This is a genomic window from Marinobacter salarius (assembly GCF_032922745.1).
GTDB lineage: Bacteria > Pseudomonadota > Gammaproteobacteria > Pseudomonadales > Oleiphilaceae > Marinobacter.
Map to the genome: position 1 here is coordinate 294765 of NZ_CP136693.1, position 20238 is coordinate 315002.

Genomic DNA, 20238 nt, shown 5'->3' on the forward strand with positions numbered 1-20238 from the left:
AGTGCCTTGATCACAGGAAGGCGAACTTGGCGATGAAGATGACACAGAGAACATACAGGCTGACGGATACTTTCTTCCTCTGCCCGGTAAGCAGCTTCAACGTGGCATAGGTAACGAAGCCCAGCGCAATGCCATTGGCGATGGAGAAGGTCAGCGGCATCATCACCACAGTAATGATGGCCGGAATGGTGTCGGTGATGTCCTTCCAGTCGATGTGGGCCATTCCACTCATCATCAGCATAGCGACGTATATCAGTGCGCCTGAGGTCGCGTAGGCCGGGATCATTCCCGCAAGAGGTGCAAAGAAGGTTGCCAGCAGGAATAGCACGCCGACGGTGACGGCCGTCAGCCCCGTGCGACCACCCGCGGCTACGCCTGAAGCGCTTTCAACGTAGCTGGTTACCGGCGGGCAACCCACAAATGAGCCCAGGACACTGGATGTACTGTCCGCTTTAAGGGATTTGGAAAGGTTTTCTATCTTGCCGTTCTCGTCAACCAGGTTTGCACGATGAGCCACCCCCATCAGTGTTCCAGCAGTGTCGAACATGTTCACGAAGAGAAACGCGAGCACAACGCTGATCATTCCCACGTTCAACGCACCCGCAATATCCATCGCCAGCCAGGTTGGCGCCAGGCTGGGAGGGAGCGACACAACACCGCCATACTCCACAAGCCCCATACTCCAGCCGATCCCCGTTACAATGAGCATGCTCAACAGGATGGCGCCAAACACATTGCGGTGGCTAAGCACCGCGATCAGCAAGAAGCAGATGGCGGCCAGTAGTGCCGAAGGCTCACCAAAAGACCCCATCGTCACCAGCGTCGCGGGGCTGTCGACGACAATGCCCGCCGTCTTCAGGCCAATGAGCCCGAGAAACAGACCAACCCCTGCCCCCATGGCAAAACGCAGGCTCATCGGAATGCTGTTAAGCAGCCATTCGCGGATTCGCGAGAGGCTCATAATCATAAACAGGATGCCGGAGAGGAAGACCGCGCCAAGGGCAACCTGCCAGGTATAACCCATTTCGCCAACGACGGTGTAGGTAAAAAACGCGTTGAGCCCCATGCCCGGCGCCAGTCCCACCGGCCAGTTGGCGTAGAACCCCATGAGCAGGCAGCCAAGTGCCGCCCCCAGACAGGTGGCGACGAACGCAGCACCATGATCAAGGCCGGCCGCAGCCATAACATTGGGATTAACGAAGATAATGTAGGCCATGGTTACGAAGGTGGTCAGGCCTGCTATCAGCTCAATCTTGACTGAGCTTCCATGCTGACGGAGCTTGAAAATGCGCTCGAGCCAGTCCGTTCTCGCTAACGCTCCGAGCGAGCGCTTCTGCTGATCGATGTTTTCCACAAGGTATTCCTCATCATTGTTGTTTTCTATCACCCAGAGCAGAGCCCTTGAGGCAGGTGATGGCTGGTTTGCCATATCGGCATTTCCTGACTTATCGGTCAGGAACCACAACTCCGATTATGCTTTTGTATACAACAATTGCAACAAAATTCTTATAACGATTGTGCACAAGAAAAAAGAAGGACCCGAAGAGGCGTGGTAGAAAGATTCTGGACCGAGGGTGGGCGCGCCCATCAGCGGCAACGGGCAGCCCGCCAGTGGCACGCTATCGGCGGTGAACGGACATGCCCGCGCTGAAGGTTTCCTTCACCACGCGGTCATCGCCAAGAATCATGAGGGCAAACAGTGTTTCCTCGAGGCTTTTGGATTGCTTCAGGCGGTAACTGATCAGCGGCGTGGCTTCGTAATCCAGCACAACAAAGTCCGCTTCTTTCCCGGCCTGCAGGCTGCCAATCCTGTCATCCAGGTAGAGGGACCGGGCTCCGCCGAGCGTTGCAAGGTAGAAGGCTTTGAAAGGATCCAGTTTCTGCCCCTGCAACTGCAACACCTTGTACGCCTCGTTAAGGCTTTGAAGCTGGGAAAAGCTGGTACCCGCCCCTACATCCGTGCCCAGGCCAACGCGAACCCCATGGGACTCCAGGTGCGCCAGGTCGAGCAAACCACTGCCAAGGAAGAGGTTCGACGTCGGGCAAAAGGCAACCGCAGAGCCAGTGTCGCCCAGCCGCCTGCACTCGTCGTCATGCAGGTGAACACCGTGTGCAAACACTGACCGTTCACCAATCAGGCCATGGTGGTCGTATACATCAAGGTAACCATCCCGCTCAGGAAACAGCTCTTTAACCCACTCAATCTCCTGTCGGTTCTCGGAAATGTGGGTGTGCATGTACAAGCCCGGGAATTCCTTGAAGAGCTTACCCGCCAGCTCGAGTTGCTCATCGGAGCTCGTCGGCGCAAATCGGGGCGTCACCGCATAGGACAAACGGCCCTTTCCGTGCCAACGCTCAATAAGCTCCTTGCTGTCCGCATAACCGGATTCCGCTGTATCCACCAAATAGTCAGGCGCGCAACGGTCCATCAACACCTTGCCCGCAATCATCCGCAGGTTCAGCTTGGAGGCATGTTCGAAAAAGGCATCCACCGACTGCTTATGGACGGTTCCGAAGACCAGGGCCGTCGTTGTCCCGTTTCTCAACAGTTCACGGAGGAAGATCTCAGCCTGGGCATGAGCGTGCCGTGAATCATCAAACTGTCCCTCGCAGGGAAAGGTGTAGGTTTCCAGCCAGTCCAGCAACTGGGCGCCATAGGAGCCGATGATTCCCACCTGCGGATAATGGATATGGGTATCGACGAAGCCCGGGGTTATCAGGGCATCCTCGTAGTGAACGACCTCGACTTCAGGAGACAGTGATGGCAACAGGCTCTCGGCCGTGCCTATCTCGACGACCGTGCCGTCCTCGACCACTAACAGGCCATCTTCAAAATACTCGTAGGAACGTTCCGCACCCACCACGCCCGGGTCGGCGATGCAGTGGAAAACAGAGGCACGGTAGGCTTTGCGCTGGGACATGGTCACTCTCGTCAGTCTTGTTGTCGCATTGGTATTGTTGGCGACGATTGGATTGCGTGTCTCAGGGAAATTTAAACAGGATTGGTAGCCTGGTCAATAAAAAACTGACCAATAAGTCAGGAAATTTTCAAGACCGAACGCCATCGAAGGCATACGACGGGCGGTATGCCAGGCATTCCGGAGTCAGGCGTTAAGGCTCGGCGAGGCCACAACCGCGCAGGATGACAGACGTCAGGAAATCCGCAGCGTGCTGAAAGTCACTTTCGGTGTATTCGCTCTTGTCCTCAATCGCGAGGATCTGGACCTGGAAGTCAGCGTAGTGTTGCGTGGATGACCAGATCAGGAGGATGAGTTGCACCGGATCAACGGGCGCCATTCGCCCCGCGTCGATCCACTGCTGAATCACACCCGCTCGCGCCTGCACCCACTCCCGCATGGTCGTAGACAGATGGTCCTTGAGGACCGGCGCCCCCTGAATAATTTCCAGCGCAAACAGGCGCGATGCCAGGGGGTGGGTCCTGGATAGCTCTACCTTGGCGTGAATAAAACTGGCCAGGGTCGTGGCGGGGTCATCTTCTGGCTGTATCTTCGAGAACATCTCATTCCACCGCCCCATGATGTCATCCATCAACGCGTAGTAGATGCGTTTTTTATTGCTGAAATAGTAAAGCACGTTGGATTTCGGCAGCCCCGCCCTGTCCGCAATCTTCTGAACGGTGGTTGCCCCGAAGCCGTTCTGGGAAAACTCCTTTTCCGCGGCCATCAGAATACGCTCACGATTGCGCTCACGGATTCGGCCCGGACGCACTTTCTTGCGCTTGCTGCCTGATGACGTTGTTCGCTTCGTTTCGGGGGAGTCTGGTTCGATTTGACGGGTCATGGTGTCGAGTAGCTTCAGGTTGGAACGTCGAGGCTCCGACGATAGCCGATCTCTGTGCGGCAATCAAAGGAATAGTCTTTACACAAAAAACTGGACTATTTGGTCAGGAAATTGTAAAAAGAATAACGGGCCCATGTGACTTTTGGCATCCGTGATGCGGCATCGCCTGTGCAACTACTGAAATCAATCAAGGGCTTACGCCAATGACTCTGATGCTCAGTCTTAAACAAAGAGAAAAGCAGAAAGAGACAGGCGCAAGTGCAGAAGAGCGGGAAAATTTGTGATCAGATTCTACTTGAACGGCCAACTACAAAAACTCAACCAAGTCGACCCGAATCTAAGCATCCTCGACTGGCTGCGCACCAGGAAGCGACTGACAGGCACCAAGGAAGGCTGCGCATCGGGTGACTGCGGGGCTTGCACCGTGGTGATCGGATCGCCCGACCCTGAGCAGTCCGGGCAACTCCGCTACGACAGCGTGAACAGCTGCATCGCGCTCGTCGGAAGCCTGCATGGCAAACATCTGGTGACCGTCGACGCGCTAACCCAGGAGCCAGCTCACCCGGTACAGAAGGAGATGGTGGAGTGTCACGGAGCCCAGTGCGGCTTCTGCACACCAGGCATCATCATGTCGCTGTTTGCCCTGCATACAGAAAGCGCAGCGAACGGTTCCGTGCCCGACGACGACGCCTTATTGGAGGCGCTGTCCGGCAACCTTTGCCGCTGCACGGGTTACCGGCCAATCATCGAGGCCGGGCGTCGGGCTTGCGTGCAAACGTGGGAACCCGGCACCGGTAACGCGGTTCTGAGCCGAAGCAGTGCGCTCAGCGGCCCGGATGGCGCGGCTCCGAACAACCCCGCGCCGGGCCTTAGCGGCATAGCCTGGCTGCAGAACCCCGAAATGATCGCCGACCTGTTAAGCGTACAGAATACGGCTGGCGAACTCACCGACGATCACGGCTACCGATACGATGCGCCAGCCACTCTGGACGCGCTTCGTGGACTATGCCGTCAGTTTCCCAAGGCAAGGTTGATTGCCGGCGGCACCGACCTGTCCCTTGAAATCACCCAACAGCTCAAAGACCTTGATCACCTGATCGGTCTGAGTGGCATCAAGGAGCTACAGGAGATCCACGAGGACGAAGACGGGATCTATCTCGGAGCCGGAGTGACCTACCGCGCCATGTTCCATAAGCTCGAGGAGCGTTGGCCGCACTTCGGGCCGATGCTGGAGCGCCTGGGTTCACGCCAGATCCGCAACCGCGGGACTGTTGGGGGCAATATCGGGAACGCTTCGCCAATCGGCGACATGCCGCCCGCACTGATTGCGCTGGGCGCAGAGCTCGACCTGGACAGCGTTGATGGCACCCGGCGCCTGCGCCTTGAGGACTTCTTCCACGGCTACAAGCAGACCGACCTCCAGCCTCACGAATTCATTCGGGGCACCTGGATCCCCAACCCGGCACCTGACGAAAAGCTGTTCATCTATAAAGTCTCCAAGCGCATTGATGACGACATTTCGGCAGTGCTGGGTGCCTTTTGGCTCAAGCGCGACGGCGAAACAATCAAGGACTGCCGACTGGCCTTTGGCGGGATGGCGGCAACGCCAAAGCGGGCCAGTGGCGCTGAAGCGGCGCTTCGAGGCCAGCCCTGGAATGCAGACACAGTTGCGGCCGCCATTGCCGCACTGGAACTCGAATTTGAACCCATGACAGACGTGCGGGGGTCCGCAGCCTATCGCCTGCAAGTAGCCGGCAACCTGCTGCGCCGCGCGTTTTTGGAGAGCACTCAAGACACCACAACAACAAACCAGCCCCTCATGGTGACTGACTATGCGTAAACTACCTCCCAATATTCCGCGGCCCACCACAACGGCGAAAGGGCTGACAGGCACCCAGGCATTTCATGACAGTGCCTGGAAGCACGTTCGTGGACAGGCCCGCTATATCGACGACCTCCCCGAGCCCGCAGAACTCCTGCACGCGGCCGTCGGCCAGAGTACGCACGCCCACGCCCGTATCACCGCCATGGATCTCAGCGAGGTTTGGGCCTACCCCGGCGTGGTTTCGGTCATGACCGTCGAGGACGTGCCCGGCCATACCGACATCGGGCCGGTCTTTCCTGGCGATCCGGTTCTGGCCGGAGATGTGGTCGAACATGTGGGCCAGCCGCTGTTTGCCGTTGCGGCAACGAGTCATCGCGCGGCCCGCCAGGCGGCCCGACTTGCGAAAGTCAGCTATGAGCCCCTTCCTGCCGCGTTGACCGCGGAGGCCGCGCTTGATCAGCAGTTGTTCGTGCGTCCCAGTCATACCCAGCTGAGGGGCGACCCGGATAAAGCGCTTGCCGAAGCGCCGAATCGCCTACAGGCCCAGATGCACGTTGGCGGACAGGAGCATTTCTACCTGGAAGGACAGGCGTGCCTGGTAGAGCCTACCGAAGACGCGGGCGTGTTTGTTCATACCTCCAGCCAGCACCCCTCCGAGGTGCAAAAGCTGGTGGCCGAAGTGCTTGACCTCCCCATTCATGAAGTCCAGGTGGAAGTACGGCGCATGGGTGGCGGCTTCGGCGGCAAGGAAACCCAGGCCGCACCGCTGGCCTGTATCTCGGCCCTGCTTGCCCGACGCACCGGGCGGCCCGTTAAATACCGGATGGCGCGCTACGACGACATGGTACAAACGGGCAAGCGACACGACTTTTTCAACACCTATGACATTGGGTTCGACAACGAGGGTGTGCTGCGGGGGGCCGACATCATGGTGGCTGGACGCTGTGGCTTTTCGCCCGACCTGTCCGATGCCATCGTCGACCGCGCCATGTTTCATTCCGACAACGCCTATAGCCTGGGGCAGGCGCGTGTTGTTGGCCACCGCTGCAAAACCCATACGGTTTCCAATACCGCCTTCCGAGGCTTCGGTGGCCCCCAGGGCATGATGATCATTGAGCGGGCAATGGACGATATCGCCCGCCATCTCGGCATGGACCCGCTGGATGTGCGCAAGCGCAACCTGTACGGACCTGGCCGTGATGTAACCCACTATGGTCAAATCGTCGAGCAGCACGTTTTACCGGACCTGATCGACACGCTCGAGGCCAGCTCGGACTACCGTCAGCGTCGTACCGAGATTTCCAGGTTCAACAAAGAGAACTCGGTACTGAAACGCGGTTTGGCCCTGACACCGGTGAAGTTCGGCATTTCATTCACGGCCAAGCACCTCAACCAGGCCGGTGCACTGGTGCACGTTTACACCGATGGCAGCATTCACCTCAATCACGGCGGCACCGAAATGGGCCAGGGGCTTTACATCAAGGTAGCCCAGGTCGTAGCCGCAGCCTTCCAGGTAGACCTGGACCGGGTAAAAGTGTCCGCGACCCGGACCGACAAGGTGCCCAACACCTCACCAACGGCTGCCTCCTCGGGCACTGACCTGAACGGCATGGCTGCCCTGGATGCCTGCGAGAAAATCAAGCAGCGCCTGGTCGAGTTTGCCGCCGAAACCTACGGCGTGAGCGCGGACTCGGTACGGTTTGAAAACAACCAGGTCAATGTCGGTGAGCAGCAGTTCGGCTGGGCGGAGTTCGTGCAGCAGGCTTACATGGCGCGGGTTTCGCTGTCTTCCAACGGGTTCTACAGTACACCCAAGATTCACTATGACCGAGAAACCGGTCAAGGCCGGCCCTTCCTGTATTACGCCAACGGGGCTGCCTGCGCAGAGGTGGTGGTTGATACCCTCACCGGAGAGTACAAGACCATGCGGGTGGACATCCTTCACGACGTGGGGCAGTCGCTGAATCCGGCCGTGGACATTGGCCAGATTGAAGGCGGCTTTGTTCAGGGCATGGGCTGGCTCACCACCGAAGAGTTGGTATACAGCGACGAAGGCCAACTGTTGTCCAACGGCCCGGCGACCTACAAAATCCCGGCTGTGTCAGACGCGCCACCGGATTTCCGGGTGGCCCTGCTGCCTCACAGCCCCAACCGGGAAGCCACCGTATTCCGCTCAAAGGCTGTGGGCGAACCGCCACTCATGCTGGGCATGGCAGTATGGTCTGCCCTGCGTGACGCTGTTTCGAGCGTGGCGGACTATCGCTACAGCCCGCCCCTGGACACGCCTGCGACACCAGAGCGGGTGCTCCAGGCTGTCACAGCAACCGAGCGCTGGGTAGCAGCGCAGGGGGAACCGTCATGCAAGAACGCCTGACCTGGATCCAAGCCGTTGCTGACTGCGAACGTCGCGGTCAGCCCTATGTTTTGGTCACGGTACTGGGCGTAACAGGCTCGGTACCACGGGAGCCGGCCAGTAAGATGGTCGTCACCCGGGAACACAGCTACGACACCATCGGCGGCGGCCACCTGGAATACCGGGTGATCGCCCGCGCCCGCGAGCGCCTGGCAAACCACGAATACAGCTACGAGCTGGCGCACTTCCCTCTGGGTGCCAGCCTTGGACAATGCTGTGGTGGTAGCGTGGCGGTCCTGCTGGAGGCCCAGTCCGGCGGCGATGCCCGCCTTGTGGTCTTTGGTGCGGGTCACGTCAGCCATGCCCTGATGCGTATCGTGGGTGATTTGCCCTGGCAGATCACCTGGGTCGACTCCCGGCAGGAATGTTTTCCGGACAGGACGCCCGACAACACCACGGTTCATTGCACCGACGACCCGGTTGGGGACGTCCCTGAACTGTGCAGCAACGCCCATGTACTGATTCTGACCCACAACCACGCACTGGATTATGACCTCTGCCAGGCGCTGCTGAAACGGGACGATGTGCGCACGATCGGCCTGATCGGTTCGCAGACCAAGGCGGAGCGTTTTCGCCAACGCCTTGCTCACCGCGGGTATACCGAAGCCGATATCGACCGCATCCGGTGCCCCGTCGGGCGCAGTGACATCCCGGGTAAGCGGCCCATGGAAGTCGCGGTGTCCATTTCCGCCGAGCTTCTTAGCCTGGTCGCTTCCGACACGGCCGAGAAACCATCAAAACGAGGCCTCTCCTGGGGGGCTCTCAAAGCGCTTACGAAAGAAGTTAAACCTAACGAGGTTGAAGTCGCGGGCCAGAAAACGTAACCCAGCAGACAACCTGACATCGCTGCCAACCCCGGGCCGGCGCCCGTTTGAGCGCTGGCCCGGCAAACACCCTGTCATTAAAAGTTCAATTTGCTCACAATTTTTCTTGACAAGTAATACATATTTGTACGAAGTTATCGGTCATAATGTATACAACGAAGAGCTGTAGGAATGACCGAAACAGACCACAGATTATGGATTCACAATCCGCTTGCCTGCTCTGACCCAGGCGCAGCCGGCGGTATTGTCGTCACGGGAACAAGAATTGTGGAAAAAGTGGCCAGGGGGCAGCAACCTCACCAGCCCGTTAACGAGACCTTTGATGCTTCCGGGCATGTCCTGTTACCCGGCTTGGTAAATACCCACCATCACTTCTACCAAACCCTGACCCGAGCCTATTCCCCCGCGCTCAATAAAGAGTTATTTCCCTGGCTGACCACGCTTTACGATGTCTGGGCCAATCTCAACGACAGCCAGATGGCCCTGGCCAGCGAGTTGGCGATGGTCGAGCTGCTGATGTCGGGATGCACCACCGTAGCGGACCATCATTACGTCTTTTCCGGTGCCTTGGTAAACGCGATTGACTGCCAGGTCGAAACCGCCCAGCGCCTCGGCGTTCGAGCGGCACTGACTCGCGGGTCCATGAGCGTCGGGCGCGACGATGGCGGTCTGCCGCCACAGACCGTGGTGCAGGACGAGCAAACCATTGTCGATGACAGCCAGCGTCTTATCGACCGTTACCACCAGCGTGCTGAAGGGGCCATGACCACCATCGCCCTGGCGCCTTGTTCACCGTTTTCAGTCAGCCGGGCATTGATGCGCGAGAGCGCGCGGCTTGCAGAGAACAACGACGTTCGCCTCCACACCCATCTTGCCGAAACCGAAGATGAGACCGCTTACTGCCAGAAGCTGTTTGGCATGCGCCCGCTGGATTATCTCGAGGACAGTGGCTGGCTCACCGATCGCACGTGGCTGGCCCATGGCATTCATTTCAATGACGACGAAATTCAGCGCCTTGGCCGTGCAGGCACGGGCATCGCTCACTGTCCCTCGTCAAACATGGTTCTGGGCTCAGGGCTGTGCCGGACCCTGGAACTCGAAGCGGCGGGCTCACCGGTCGGATTGGCGGTCGATGGATCAGCATCGAGCGACCACTCGAACCTTGCCTCGGAAATGCGTCAGGCACTGCTTCTGGGCCGCCTGCGTTACTCGCCGAGCCAGGTAACACACGAAGCCGTCATCCGCTGGGCAACGCAAGGCTCGGCCCGTTGCCTGGGACGAACCGATATCGGTGGACTGGAGCCAGGCCAGCAGGCTGACCTGGCGCTGTTCAAACTTGATGAGCCGCGTTTCTCAGGCGCGGAGAATCCACTGGCGGCGTTGCTGCTGTGTGGTGCACAACGCGCTGACCGGGTCATGGTCGCCGGGCGCTGGAGAGTGACCGGCGGCCTGCCCTGCGACGTCGATCTTGACGCGTTGATGGCACGCCATGATGAAGCAGCCCGCCAACTAAGGAGAGTTATTTAGAAAATCTTTGTAGAGCTATTGGTAGTCAACAGTCAGGCATTCCTACAAAAACAACACCTAGGAGAGACTCATGACAACAAGTACATCCGAACGGCCAGATACCGGTCCAGGTGACCGTTATAGCACCCGCGACGTTAATTCCATGCCGCCCTTGCGCCGTGCGATACCGCTGGGCATTCAACATGTTCTGGCGATGTTCGTTAGCAACGTGACCGTGCCAATCATCATCGCCGGGGCGGCGGACCTGCCTCCCGATCAGACGGCTTTTATGGTTCAGGCCGCGATGTTTGTCGCTGGCATCGCTACTCTGTTGCAGTCCCTGGGCCTGGGGCCCATCGGTGCTCGCCTTCCTATTGTTATGGGGACCAGCTTCGGATTCGTACCGGTCCTGATTCCCATAGCCATCGGCATGGGGTTGCCCGCCGCCCTTGGAGCAGCGTTGTGCGGTGGCGTCGCGATGGCGCTAATGGGGTTGTTTCTTCCCTGGTTCCGGTTTTTGTTCCCGCCAGTGGTGACTGGAACCTTTGTCGTGATGCTGGGCATTCTGTTGATGCCCGTTGGTCTTGCCTACGCCGGTGGTGGTTTCGGCGTGTCGGATTTCGGCGCCCCCCATCACATCGGACTGGCCTCGCTTGTTCTCGTCGTCACCGTGGGGCTTCACCAGTTCGGCCGAGGTATCTGGAGTGAAGTTGCCCCACTGGCCGGTTTGCTGGTTGGCTTCGTTGCTGCCGCGGCTTTTGGCTATGTCGATTTCTCCAAGGTGGGCGATGCCGACTGGGTGACGTTCCCCACCCCGCTGGGCATTGGTATCGAGTTCCATATGGCCGCCATCATCCCCGTGGTGGTGCTGTCGCTGGTCACCGTGGCCGAATCCATCGGCGATATAGTGGGCACCACCGCGGGCGGGCTGAACCGTGAACCCACCAAGAAGGAACTCTCCGGCGGCGTCATGGCCGATGGCATCGCGAGCGTGTTTGCCGCTGTTTTCAATGCGTTCCCCCAGATCAGTTTCAGCCAGAACGTAGGCATGGTTGCATTGACGGGCGTCGTTAGCCGCTATGTGGTGGCGATTGGCGGCGGATTCCTGGTGTTGGCCGGCCTGTTGCCAAAGCTCGGCGGTCTCGTTTCCAGTATTCCTAACGCGGTGCTCGGCGGTGCGGTACTGCTGATGTTCGGTATGATCGCCAGTGCCGGCATTAAGATGCTCAGCCAGGTGCCGTTCGACAAGCGCAACATGCTGATCATTGGCACCTCGCTGACCATCGCGGTGGGTTTTCCGGCGCAAGAAGGGCTCTATGCCAACCTGTCCGAAAACCTGCAAGCGATGATCGAATCCGGTTTGATCCCCGGGGCCATTACCGCCATCGCGTTGAACCTTATTCTTCCAAAAGTCCATAAACCGGCGCCCGATGACGCTGAACGGACAGAAAGCACTGTGATAAAACCTGATTCACTTTGAACATCCGGAGGGGCCGGGAGAGCCCCTTGGACGCCGTTATTTCACTCAAGGAGGGAGGGACAAGAGAAGGCGTTTCGTCGGACAGCAATACGCAATCGCCCAGGAGTACCGATGAGCATTCGCCTAAAGCTAATCATGGGAATGGGGGCAGCACTGCTTGCCAGCACGTTGCTGCTGGTTTCCCTTAATATCGTCCAGATGCGCGGGCTTCTTGATCGATACCTGCTCAACTCCGCCCTGCCATCCAGCCTGGAGGCCATAGCAAATTCCGTTGAGCGTGACCTCCAGGCGCCTATTACAGCGTCACGGCTGATCGCGGGGAACAGCTACCTCAAAGAGTGGATAGGCGACAACGAACCACAGCAGGGGCTCGCCCCCGCCACCCGGTATCTCGAGGGGGTCAGACGCAGCCAGGAGGCCGCCTCCGCACACTTCGTGTCGGTAAACACGGGCAACTACTACACCCATCAGGGCATCGACAGGGTGGTGACTCCCCAGGCGGACCGCTGGTTCTATAATTTCCTGGAAAGCGGCGAGACGATGGAGCTATCGCTGGACGTGGACAAAGCGACGGGTAAACCTACCCTCTTCATCAATGCCCGCATGGAGGATGGCGGCGAGGCTATCGCAGTAACCGGCGTTGGAATCGGGCTTGATCAGATGGCTGAGCGAATCAGGGAATTCCGCTTTGGTGAAACCGGTATCGTTTACCTGGTGTCTGAAACCGGCCAGGTCAACATTCATCCTGACCTGCAGCAAACAGATCAGCCCCTATCGAAGGTTATTTCTCCAACGGCCGCCGCCGAACTGTTGAAAGACCCGACATACCATCTGACCGAGTTTGATCGTGATGGCCGTCGCTTCATCGCCGCCAGCCTGCCTCTGTCGATCACGGACTGGCGTGTCGTTGTAGAGGTTCCGTCTACCGAGATCTACGGCGAAGCCAGCCGGGCCAACCAGACCTCCTTGCTCGTCGGCGTCCTCGTGGCTCTTGTTTTCCTCGGCATCATAGCTTTGGTCGCCACTCGCATGACGAAGCCACTGACGAAAATCACTCGGGCGTTGACCGAAATTGCCAAGGGTGGCGGCGATCTCACCCAGGAACTGGCGGTTGAACGCAAAGACGAGCTGGGCCAATTGGCGACCGGGTTTAACCAGTTTGTCGGGGCACAACGAGAGATGGTTCGGGGTCTTTTGGAGACGGCAATCCGGCTCAAGGCCTTTGTCGATCAAACCTCCACTGTGATGACGGCCAACACCGACCGGGCCAAGGAACAAAGCAGCCTGACGGACTCCGTCGCCACGGCGGTGTGCGAGATGGAAGCCACGGTTCAGGAGATTGCCAAAAGCGCCACGGAAACGGCAAACCAGCTGGAGCAGGTCGGCAACAGCGCCAGTGACATTCGTGAAGGCATGTCGCGTTCCATCGCCCAGGTCGAGGGAATGGCGAATAACATCCGCGAATCGGCCTCGGCGATCCAGCAGTTGGCTACCGAAGCGCGGGATATTGGCCAGGTGATCGAAGTGATCAATGCCATATCCGATCAGACCAATCTACTGGCTTTGAACGCAGCGATCGAAGCGGCCCGGGCCGGCGAACATGGGCGCGGGTTCTCGGTGGTTGCTGACGAAGTTCGCAGCCTTGCACAGAAGACGCAATCATCTACCAAGCAAATTCGAACCATTATCGAGCGTTTGCAGGAGGGCTCCGAGCGTGCGGTCGAGACGATGGCCACAAGCGAGAAAGCCACCGAAGAAACCGTCAGTACCTCCGCCAGCATGGGCAAAGCCCTGGATGGAATCGGCGAGAACGTGGACCGGATTGTAGAGATGAGCCACCAGGTGGCTGCAGCAACCGAAGAACAGAGCTCCGTCACCGAGGAGATCAGCTCAAACGTTCAGGACATCTCTCATCTCAGCGCACGTTCGAGTGAGGACATGACGGCAGCCAGCCGTGAAATTGAAGAATTACGTGCGATGGCGGAAAAGCTTGAAGCTCAAATGAAAGCGTTCCGGCTCGACCGTGAAGACTGACTTAATGAAGAAAAGATTCGGGCGCTATACAGCTCATCCAACAACGACTAACTAGAGGGAGCCATCAGTGAAACAGATATTCGCCGCCTGCCTGCTGTTTGCCTGGACCGCCCAGGCAACTGCGCAGACATACGTGGTTGGGGTAGAACAGGGAAACTTCCTGCCCCATTACGGGGTTGACGAACAAGGCCAATACAATGGCTTCGCCCGTGAACTACTGGACCTTTTCGCCGAACATGCCGGCGTAACCTTCATCTATAAACCCTTGCCGGTCGATGAATTGATGCCGGCCCTCGTTGAAGGCGAGGTGGACTTCAAGTACCCGGATCATCCCGACTGGGCCCGTTCGGCAAAAACCGAGGACAGGATCAGCTACAGCCGCCCCGTCGTGGAATATGTTGACGGCGTTCTGGTGTCTCCGCGGCGACTCGGCCTGGATGGGGACCACCTCAAACGCATCGGCCTTGTCGATGGCTGGACGGCCCGGGGATACGAGGAAAAGATCGAAGCCTCACAGATACTTCCGGTGCCCAGCGACAGCCTGCCCGAAATGATTCACCAGGCGTTGCTGAAGAACAGCGACGGCGCTTACTACAACGTGGTGGTCGCCCTGCACCACATCAACAATGTTCGGGTAAGACCGGGCGTTCTCGTGTTCGACCCCAACCTCCCGCATACCCGAAGCTCCTACCGGCTTTCAACGATCAGGCATGGGGATTTGCTGCCACGCTTCAACAGTTTTCTTGATGAGCGCCACGAACAGGTCGCGGCGATCAAGGCCAAGCATCGGGTAGAGGCCAACATTGGCACCGAGTACTTTGGCATGGAGCAATGGAAAGTGGACTTTCTCAAACGGCAAAAGGCGAAAAACACTCAGTGACACTGACCCTCTCGCCGTATTCTGGCCCGAACTGATCACGGCTACTGAGGGCACAGCTCCGTTTCCAGCCAACGGCGCACTTCATGCCGGTGACGCCTGCGGTTGAGCTGTTCACTGTGGATATCGCGGGGGAAAATTTCCGATGCACCGTCATGTCTTAGCCAGAAGCGCCGGCGTACACCCACGGCATAGCGGCTGGGGCCGTGAACCACTGCGGCCCGAATTTCTACAGCAGTAACATCCTCGAACAGGTAGTCGCTGTCACTGTCGCTATCGTCACTTCGGCGGCCCAGGATGATGTTGCGGAACGACCCCAGCACCAGGTAGCCACCTGGCTGCAGCGGCCCCTGCCGCAGAACCTGGTGTACATTGCTGTCGTCTGCCCCAACCCGGCGATACTCGGTAACGGTCAGGGTTCTCTCTTCACCGCTACGGGTTTGCAGCACCACCTGCACACACTGCACATGGATGGTTTCCTTGCCCATATTCACCAGCAGACACAGGGCGTCCGGGTTCTCGTTCTGGGCATGGTGAATAACCATATAGGGGCGATTATTACGCTGATACTGGATCAGGAACAACTGAAAATAAACGATCCAGATAACCGCCATGACGGCGCTGCTGATGGGGCTTATGTATTCCATTTGCTCTCCTGGTTCAGCCGACTTATGCGCTTACACGTTCTGTCGATACACCAGGATTTCAACCCCATCTCCGAAACAGATCACCCCTCGCTACTCAACCGCGCCACCACCGCCGCCAGATCCGTCATGCCCTTTTCCACCTGCTGAATACCGGTAGCAATGCCGGAGATTTCGTCCGAGCTGCGGCGTGAAAGCGTTGACACCCCGTCCATATTCGCGCGCAGGGACTCAATCAAGTGGCTGTTCTTGCCCACCACTGTGGAAATTTCTTCCAGGGATTCAGCAGTCTTTGCAGCCAGTTTACGCACCTCGTCGGCCACCACCGCGAACCCCCGCCCCATTTCGCCGGCACGGGCGGCTTCGATCGCAGCGTTCAGGGCCAACAGGTTGGTTTGCTCTGCCACAGTGCGAATGGTGCTGACAATACTGCCAATCTGCTCGGCCTGAATTTCCAGATCCCGACTGACTTCAGTGGCGCTAGCCACCTCTATCAGTGCCGACTCCGAGGTTTCTACCGCAAGGTTGAGAGCTCGAGTGGCTTCAGCAGCAATCTGTGACGTCTCCTCGGAAGTGGCGGCGGCAACGTCGGCCGCCTCACGGGCATTGTTCACCCGCGCGGTAATGTCCGAGGCAAACTTGATCACCTTGTATACCTGCCCGCCAGCATCCAGCACAGGGCTGTAGGTGGCTTCCAGCCAGATACTTTTGCCGCTCCTGTCTCTGCGCTCAAACTGCCCTGAAAAACTCTCACCATGAGCCAACCGCTTCCAGAAGTCCGGATTATCGCGATAGAAATCATCAAAGCAGAACATCCTGTGGTGCTGATGGATGATCTCGTCCTTGGCGTAGCCGGTGGTGGCCAGGAAGTTCTCGTTGGCCTCCAGTATCGTGCCGTCGGGCGTGAACTTGATGACGGCCATGTAGCGGTCGAGGGCATCAAGCATGGCGGTATCATCCGCCACTTTGTCCTGGGCGGCAGTCGCGTCTGTTGCCAGTTTGATGACCTTGAAGACTTTCCCGTCCTCATCGGTGACGGGGAAATAGGTGGCCTCCAGCCAGACACGCCGACCATCCTTGGCAAAGCGGGGGAATGTGCCCTGTTTCTTGATACCGCGCCCGAGATCCTCCCAGAAGTGCTGGTATTCCAACGACGCCGTATAGCTTGAGTCACACAGCGCCCGGTGGTGCTTGCCAATGACCTCCTGGCGCTCGTACCCGACAATGGATAGCAGGATATCATTGGCAGACTCTACAATTCCCGAAGGGCTGAACTCGATATACCCGATCTGGGAGGCAATGGCATTCAGGGTTTGCTGAATCCTCTCCTGTTCGCCCCTGGAGACCGTTAACTGATCCGTCAATTCCGCAATACGATGGCGCCCAAACATGACATTCTCTCCCTGATGGATGAAGCAGCACATTGCTCAATATATGCTCAACCCATCGGGGAAATAAGTAGCTTAAGGTACAGTTAAGGTAACGAACTGTAAGAAACAATTGCAGTACATTTTTAGCTCAGTTACCGGCTATTGTCAGCGCACTGCTGAATGCCCGTCTTCCCCTAGTTGGTCACGGATCTGGAACAGGGCACACAGGGCGTCCAGAAGGGGCCGCTCCAGGGTGTGGCGTCGCGTTCGTTGACGGTTTGCTGGCACGAGGGTGGTATACACCTTCAGCGGTAGATATCAGAGCTTTGAGTAGGGTAGACGTCTATCGTCCTGTGATACTGGCTTGGTGAGGCACCAATATGTCGTCGGAAAAAGCGGGTGAAATGCCCCTGACAGGAAAAGCCCAGAGTATCCGAGAGGTTGCCAAGCGTACACGAGCGGTTTTCTGAAAGCCATTGGAAAGCCAGCTGCATCTTCCCAATGTTGGCCAACATCTGGGGCGTCATGCCAGTATTCTTCCTGAAGAGGGCGAAAAACTGGGCCCTGGACAAGCCGCACTCACGGGCGATAGCCTCCATGTCAAGATCACCCTGGGGCTTGTTCAGAATAAGCTCTTTGGCTTTCCGGATTCGCGCATCGTGGAAGCCGCCAGCGGAAGATACCCTTAAACGGGACAAATGGATCCAGTCTGAATACCTCTCAATAATACTAATCATCAGATCAAAGAGCATACCCTCCAGCCGCTGAGACTGAATAGTATCGAATGACAGCACGTCCGATATCAGCAGATCCGCTTTGGTACGGATAGACGGCGTCAGCTGGATACAGGGTTGAGAGAAAAAATCAGAACGACCACTGAGCGACAATGTGTCCTTCAGAGCCGCAAGCCAGTTCGGATCGATATACAGGGCCAGGATCACGGTGTCGTCGGAGCCATGTTGATGGTCGTAGGAATGCGGCTCCCAGGCATTGACCAGAACGGCGGTATGGTCGGTCAGTGGCTGCTGCCGATTCCGGACCGAAAAGAAGGTATCGCCTCCTGACGCTTTCAGAAGAACATGGCATTCTGAGTGAGCATGTGGGACGAGCGACTCATCCATTCCGAGCAACGCAACCCGCCCGAATGCCCCGTGAAAGATTCGGAGAGCACGTGACATAACCAGGACCTTAACCATGTGGCATCTTTTCGAGACTACCACCTCTTGATTTTGTTTACTAATAGCTTGCGTTGTACCGCTCAGTAGATTCTGGAAGGACCGCATCCCTGCGGCCCAATTGGTTAGAGCTGGTACGAATATTGCCGTCTCGCTCTACTTACTTTGCTTTATTTTCCGACGGTTTCTCCGACAACATCAGGGAGACCAGAATCCCGAAAACCAACGCCCAGAAAGGAGAGCTGATACCAAAGAGACTGATACCGCTCATTGCAACCAGCAACGCAACCATGGCACCGATCTGATGGCCAGCTGCTTTCGAAAAAGCGTGTTGGAAAGCCGCGATCAGGACACCAATCATAGCCAGGCCCGCGACGGCGCCGATCAGCGCCTTGGGTAAGGCGAGAATAAAGGGAACGGCCGCCCCGGCAAAAAGACCGAAGGCGCAGAAAAGGACGCCATTGACCACGGTTGCACCGTAGCGTTTGGATTTGTCGTCTCCCGCCTGCTCGGACGAACAGATCGCGGTCATTGGGCCAGCAATATTGGCGTTGTGACCACCGATTGCACCGGCAATCATGCCGCCAATACCGCTAATGGTGGTCATTGCGTTGATGGGTGGACGATAATCCTCGGCCATCAGGACACCCATCGCCTGGGCGTTTTCCGCACCGATCACCAGGGCCGCCAATGGAATAGAAATAGCAAGCAGCCCATTCAGGGTAAAGGTCGGCATGGTCAGCTCCGGCGCGACAAAGGCAATGTTCACATCGGCCGGCTGTATGGAGCCCATCGCAAGTGCAATGCCGAAACCGACGATGGCCGCCGTCAGGACGGGTGGTACGGCCTTGGTGAGGCGGGCGGAAAGGAAGAAAGCCACGGCGGCCGAACCGGCAATCAGTGGCATGCTTTCCACTGACTGAACCGCCCCAGTGCCAAACCGGATCAACGCGCCAGCGATCATTGCCATGACAATGGGCATCGGCAGCCAGTTCATGATGCGGCCGATAACGCCGCTTACTCCGAGCAACAGCACGATGGCGCCGCTCATGATGAAAGCCCCAACGGCCTCGGTAAAGGGAATTGTAGCCAGCGCTCCGATCATGATGGCTGCGCCGGGAATTGAGTAGGCCCCGGTGATGGGCTGGCGATAGCGAAGCGCCATGACGAGACTGATCAGCCCACCCACAAAGTAGATGGCGAGCAGCCAGGCCACGGTCTGCCCGTTACTCAGATTACCTGCTTCGGCGGCACTGATAACGATCAACGCCGGTCCCGAACAGCCAAATAGCGCGGCCACAACCCCCGCGCTGACGGACTTGACGTTCAGGGCTTGCATCAGGCTCTTCAACCACGGAGCGGATGGATCAGCGGCAGGAGATGTATCCGGATTTTCGAGTGTTTGATTTTGCATAACCTGTCTCTCATTGTTGTTGGATGTCAGGTATTTCGATGACTGATATCGTGTACTTACATCAGGTTCATTTACCCCGGAATTCAGGCTTACGTTTCTCCTGAAAGGCTTCCACTCCCTCACGGAAATCCTCGGAAGAACGCAGGCGGCTGTAGCAGTGCCCCTCCATCTCAATGGCGACCGACAAGGTGGCGTCCTCATTGTCATTGATCATCCGCTTGGCCGTACGCTGTGCCAGTGGGGAGAAAAACCGCAACTCTTTCACCAGCGCATCCGTTGCCCTTTCCAGCTCATCATCGGCAACACATTCAGTCACGAAGCCCCACTCAAGAGCCTGGGAGCCGCTGATTCGCCTGGCACGCATTACCATGTCCTTGGTGCGGGTGATGCCGATGGTTTTTTGTAGCCGGGCCGAACCACCCGAACCGGGTATTTGCCCCAACTTCTGCTCTGGCAATGCATAAAGGGTTGTTTCCGATGCAATGCGAAAATCGCAGGCCAGGGACAGTTCGAAGCCAACCCCGAAGGTGTAGCCACGGTTAGCAGCGATCACCGGCTTGCTGCAACGAGCCGGTGCCGCAACGTTGTCTGCCAGTTTCGATACATGTTCTGGTGAAGCTTCCAGGAAGCCCCGGATATTACCGCCGCTGGAGAAATGCTCCCCAACACCGCGCAGCACGATGACCCGGACGTCCGAAAGCTCGTCCAGAGCCTCGAAGACCGAGCGCAACTCATCACGCTGGTTCATCTCTATAACGTTCAGAGGCGGGCGGTTAAGCACGATATCCGCACGTTCCCCGGCAGGATCAAGATGGACCTCGAAGCCGTCGAAGCCCGAGGACAGGAATTCCTTCAATTCATTCTCTTTCATGGCA

15 protein-coding genes and 1 pseudogene are annotated in these 20238 nt (G+C 57.8%); 7 read left to right on the top strand and 9 right to left on the bottom strand.

Translation table 11 applies throughout. From position 1 onward, the window contains the following. Positions 1–10: 10 nt before the first annotated feature. From R1T46_RS01415 to R1T46_RS01425, 3 genes are all read right to left on the bottom strand, one after another. Complete coding sequence (locus R1T46_RS01415; RefSeq protein ID WP_369810916.1) at positions 11–1387, bottom strand: NCS2 family permease; 1377 nt, start codon at positions 1385–1387, stop codon at positions 11–13. Between the two features lie 232 nt (positions 1388–1619). Continuing rightward, positions 1620–2921 carry a guanine deaminase gene (guaD, locus tag R1T46_RS01420; protein ID WP_126810694.1) on the bottom strand — a complete coding sequence of 434 codons (1302 nt, stop codon included), beginning with the start codon at positions 2919–2921 and terminating at the stop codon, positions 1620–1622. Between the two features lie 190 nt (positions 2922–3111). After that, entirely contained in the window at positions 3112–3801 is a 690-nt protein-coding gene (locus R1T46_RS01425; RefSeq protein WP_075195340.1) for a TetR/AcrR family transcriptional regulator, read from the bottom strand. A gap of 280 nt (positions 3802–4081) precedes the next feature. Here R1T46_RS01425 and xdhA point away from each other — a divergent pair, with 280 nt between their 5' ends. The 7 genes from xdhA (at position 4082) to R1T46_RS01460 (ending at position 14763) form a co-directional block, all read left to right on the top strand. Then, on the top strand, positions 4082–5641 hold the full coding sequence (gene xdhA / locus R1T46_RS01430; protein WP_126810695.1) for a xanthine dehydrogenase small subunit: 1560 nt from the start codon (positions 4082–4084) through the stop codon (positions 5639–5641). Beyond that, positions 5634–8000, top strand: a complete 2367-nt coding sequence (xdhB, locus tag R1T46_RS01435; protein ID WP_317307097.1) for a xanthine dehydrogenase molybdopterin binding subunit — start codon at positions 5634–5636, stop codon at positions 7998–8000. The genes xdhA and xdhB overlap by 8 nt, the downstream gene beginning before the upstream one ends. Next, positions 7985–8863, top strand: coding sequence for a xanthine dehydrogenase accessory protein XdhC (gene xdhC, locus R1T46_RS01440; RefSeq protein ID WP_075195343.1), 879 nt, complete (start codon positions 7985–7987; stop codon positions 8861–8863). Before xdhB ends, xdhC begins: the two co-directional genes overlap by 16 nt. 171 nt (positions 8864–9034) lie before the next feature. Further along, positions 9035–10390 carry an 8-oxoguanine deaminase gene (locus tag R1T46_RS01445; protein WP_317307098.1) on the top strand — a complete coding sequence of 452 codons (1356 nt, stop codon included), beginning with the start codon at positions 9035–9037 and terminating at the stop codon, positions 10388–10390. A gap of 70 nt (positions 10391–10460) precedes the next feature. Next, the gene (locus R1T46_RS01450; protein WP_286812026.1) at positions 10461–11849 is read left to right on the top strand and encodes a uracil-xanthine permease family protein; all 1389 of its coding nucleotides are present in this window, start codon (positions 10461–10463) and stop codon (positions 11847–11849) included. A gap of 111 nt (positions 11850–11960) precedes the next feature. Next, complete coding sequence (locus tag R1T46_RS01455) at positions 11961–13883, top strand: methyl-accepting chemotaxis protein (RefSeq protein ID WP_286812025.1); 1923 nt, start codon at positions 11961–11963, stop codon at positions 13881–13883. A gap of 67 nt (positions 13884–13950) precedes the next feature. Further along, on the top strand, positions 13951–14763 hold the full coding sequence (locus R1T46_RS01460) for a substrate-binding periplasmic protein (RefSeq protein WP_317307099.1): 813 nt from the start codon (positions 13951–13953) through the stop codon (positions 14761–14763). A 41-nt stretch (positions 14764–14804) separates the two neighbouring features. On the opposite strand, the gene R1T46_RS01465 is transcribed toward R1T46_RS01460, so the two are convergent. The 6 genes and pseudogenes from R1T46_RS01465 to R1T46_RS01485 form a co-directional block, all read right to left on the bottom strand. Next, a complete protein-coding gene (locus tag R1T46_RS01465) occupies positions 14805–15407 on the bottom strand; it encodes a hypothetical protein (protein WP_036202760.1) in 603 nt (200 codons plus the stop codon). 80 nt (positions 15408–15487) lie between these two features. After that, complete coding sequence (locus R1T46_RS21585) at positions 15488–16081, bottom strand: methyl-accepting chemotaxis protein (RefSeq protein WP_410797520.1); 594 nt, start codon at positions 16079–16081, stop codon at positions 15488–15490. Continuing rightward, a pseudogene (locus R1T46_RS21590) lies at positions 16064–16828 on the bottom strand (PAS domain-containing protein); the annotation flags it as partial. The pseudogene R1T46_RS21590 and the gene R1T46_RS21585, both read right to left, overlap by 18 nt. 251 nt (positions 16829–17079) lie before the next feature. Next, on the bottom strand, positions 17080–17952 hold the full coding sequence (locus R1T46_RS01475) for an AraC family transcriptional regulator (RefSeq protein ID WP_126810702.1): 873 nt from the start codon (positions 17950–17952) through the stop codon (positions 17080–17082). Positions 17953–18109: 157 nt separating this feature from the next. After that, positions 18110–19363 (bottom strand): benzoate/H(+) symporter BenE family transporter, encoded by a 1254-nt coding sequence (locus R1T46_RS01480; RefSeq protein WP_036202753.1) that lies wholly within the window; start codon positions 19361–19363, stop codon positions 18110–18112. Positions 19364–19430: 67 nt separating this feature from the next. Continuing rightward, positions 19431–20234 (bottom strand): enoyl-CoA hydratase/isomerase family protein, encoded by an 804-nt coding sequence (locus R1T46_RS01485; RefSeq protein ID WP_051946527.1) that lies wholly within the window; start codon positions 20232–20234, stop codon positions 19431–19433. Positions 20235–20238: the final 4 nt, after the last annotated feature.

Excerpts from the sequence above, each read along its gene's own strand:
- xdhB (WP_317307097.1), top strand. The coding sequence starts at position 5,634 with ATGCGTAAACTACCTCCCAATATTCCGCGGCCCACCACAACGGCGAAA.
- R1T46_RS01485 (WP_051946527.1), bottom strand. The coding sequence starts at position 20,234 with ATGAAAGAGAATGAATTGAAGGAATTCCTGTCCTCGGGCTTCGACGGC.
- guaD (WP_126810694.1), bottom strand. The coding sequence starts at position 2,921 with ATGTCCCAGCGCAAAGCCTACCGTGCCTCTGTTTTCCACTGCATCGCC.
- R1T46_RS01465 (WP_036202760.1), bottom strand. The coding sequence starts at position 15,407 with ATGGAATACATAAGCCCCATCAGCAGCGCCGTCATGGCGGTTATCTGG.
- R1T46_RS01455 (WP_286812025.1), top strand. The coding sequence starts at position 11,961 with ATGAGCATTCGCCTAAAGCTAATCATGGGAATGGGGGCAGCACTGCTT.
- R1T46_RS01445 (WP_317307098.1), top strand. The coding sequence starts at position 9,035 with ATGACCGAAACAGACCACAGATTATGGATTCACAATCCGCTTGCCTGC.
- xdhC (WP_075195343.1), top strand. The coding sequence starts at position 7,985 with ATGCAAGAACGCCTGACCTGGATCCAAGCCGTTGCTGACTGCGAACGT.
- R1T46_RS01475 (WP_126810702.1), bottom strand. The coding sequence starts at position 17,952 with ATGTCACGTGCTCTCCGAATCTTTCACGGGGCATTCGGGCGGGTTGCG.
- R1T46_RS01425 (WP_075195340.1), bottom strand. The coding sequence starts at position 3,801 with ATGACCCGTCAAATCGAACCAGACTCCCCCGAAACGAAGCGAACAACG.
- R1T46_RS01480 (WP_036202753.1), bottom strand. The coding sequence starts at position 19,363 with ATGCAAAATCAAACACTCGAAAATCCGGATACATCTCCTGCCGCTGAT.
- R1T46_RS01450 (WP_286812026.1), top strand. The coding sequence starts at position 10,461 with ATGACAACAAGTACATCCGAACGGCCAGATACCGGTCCAGGTGACCGT.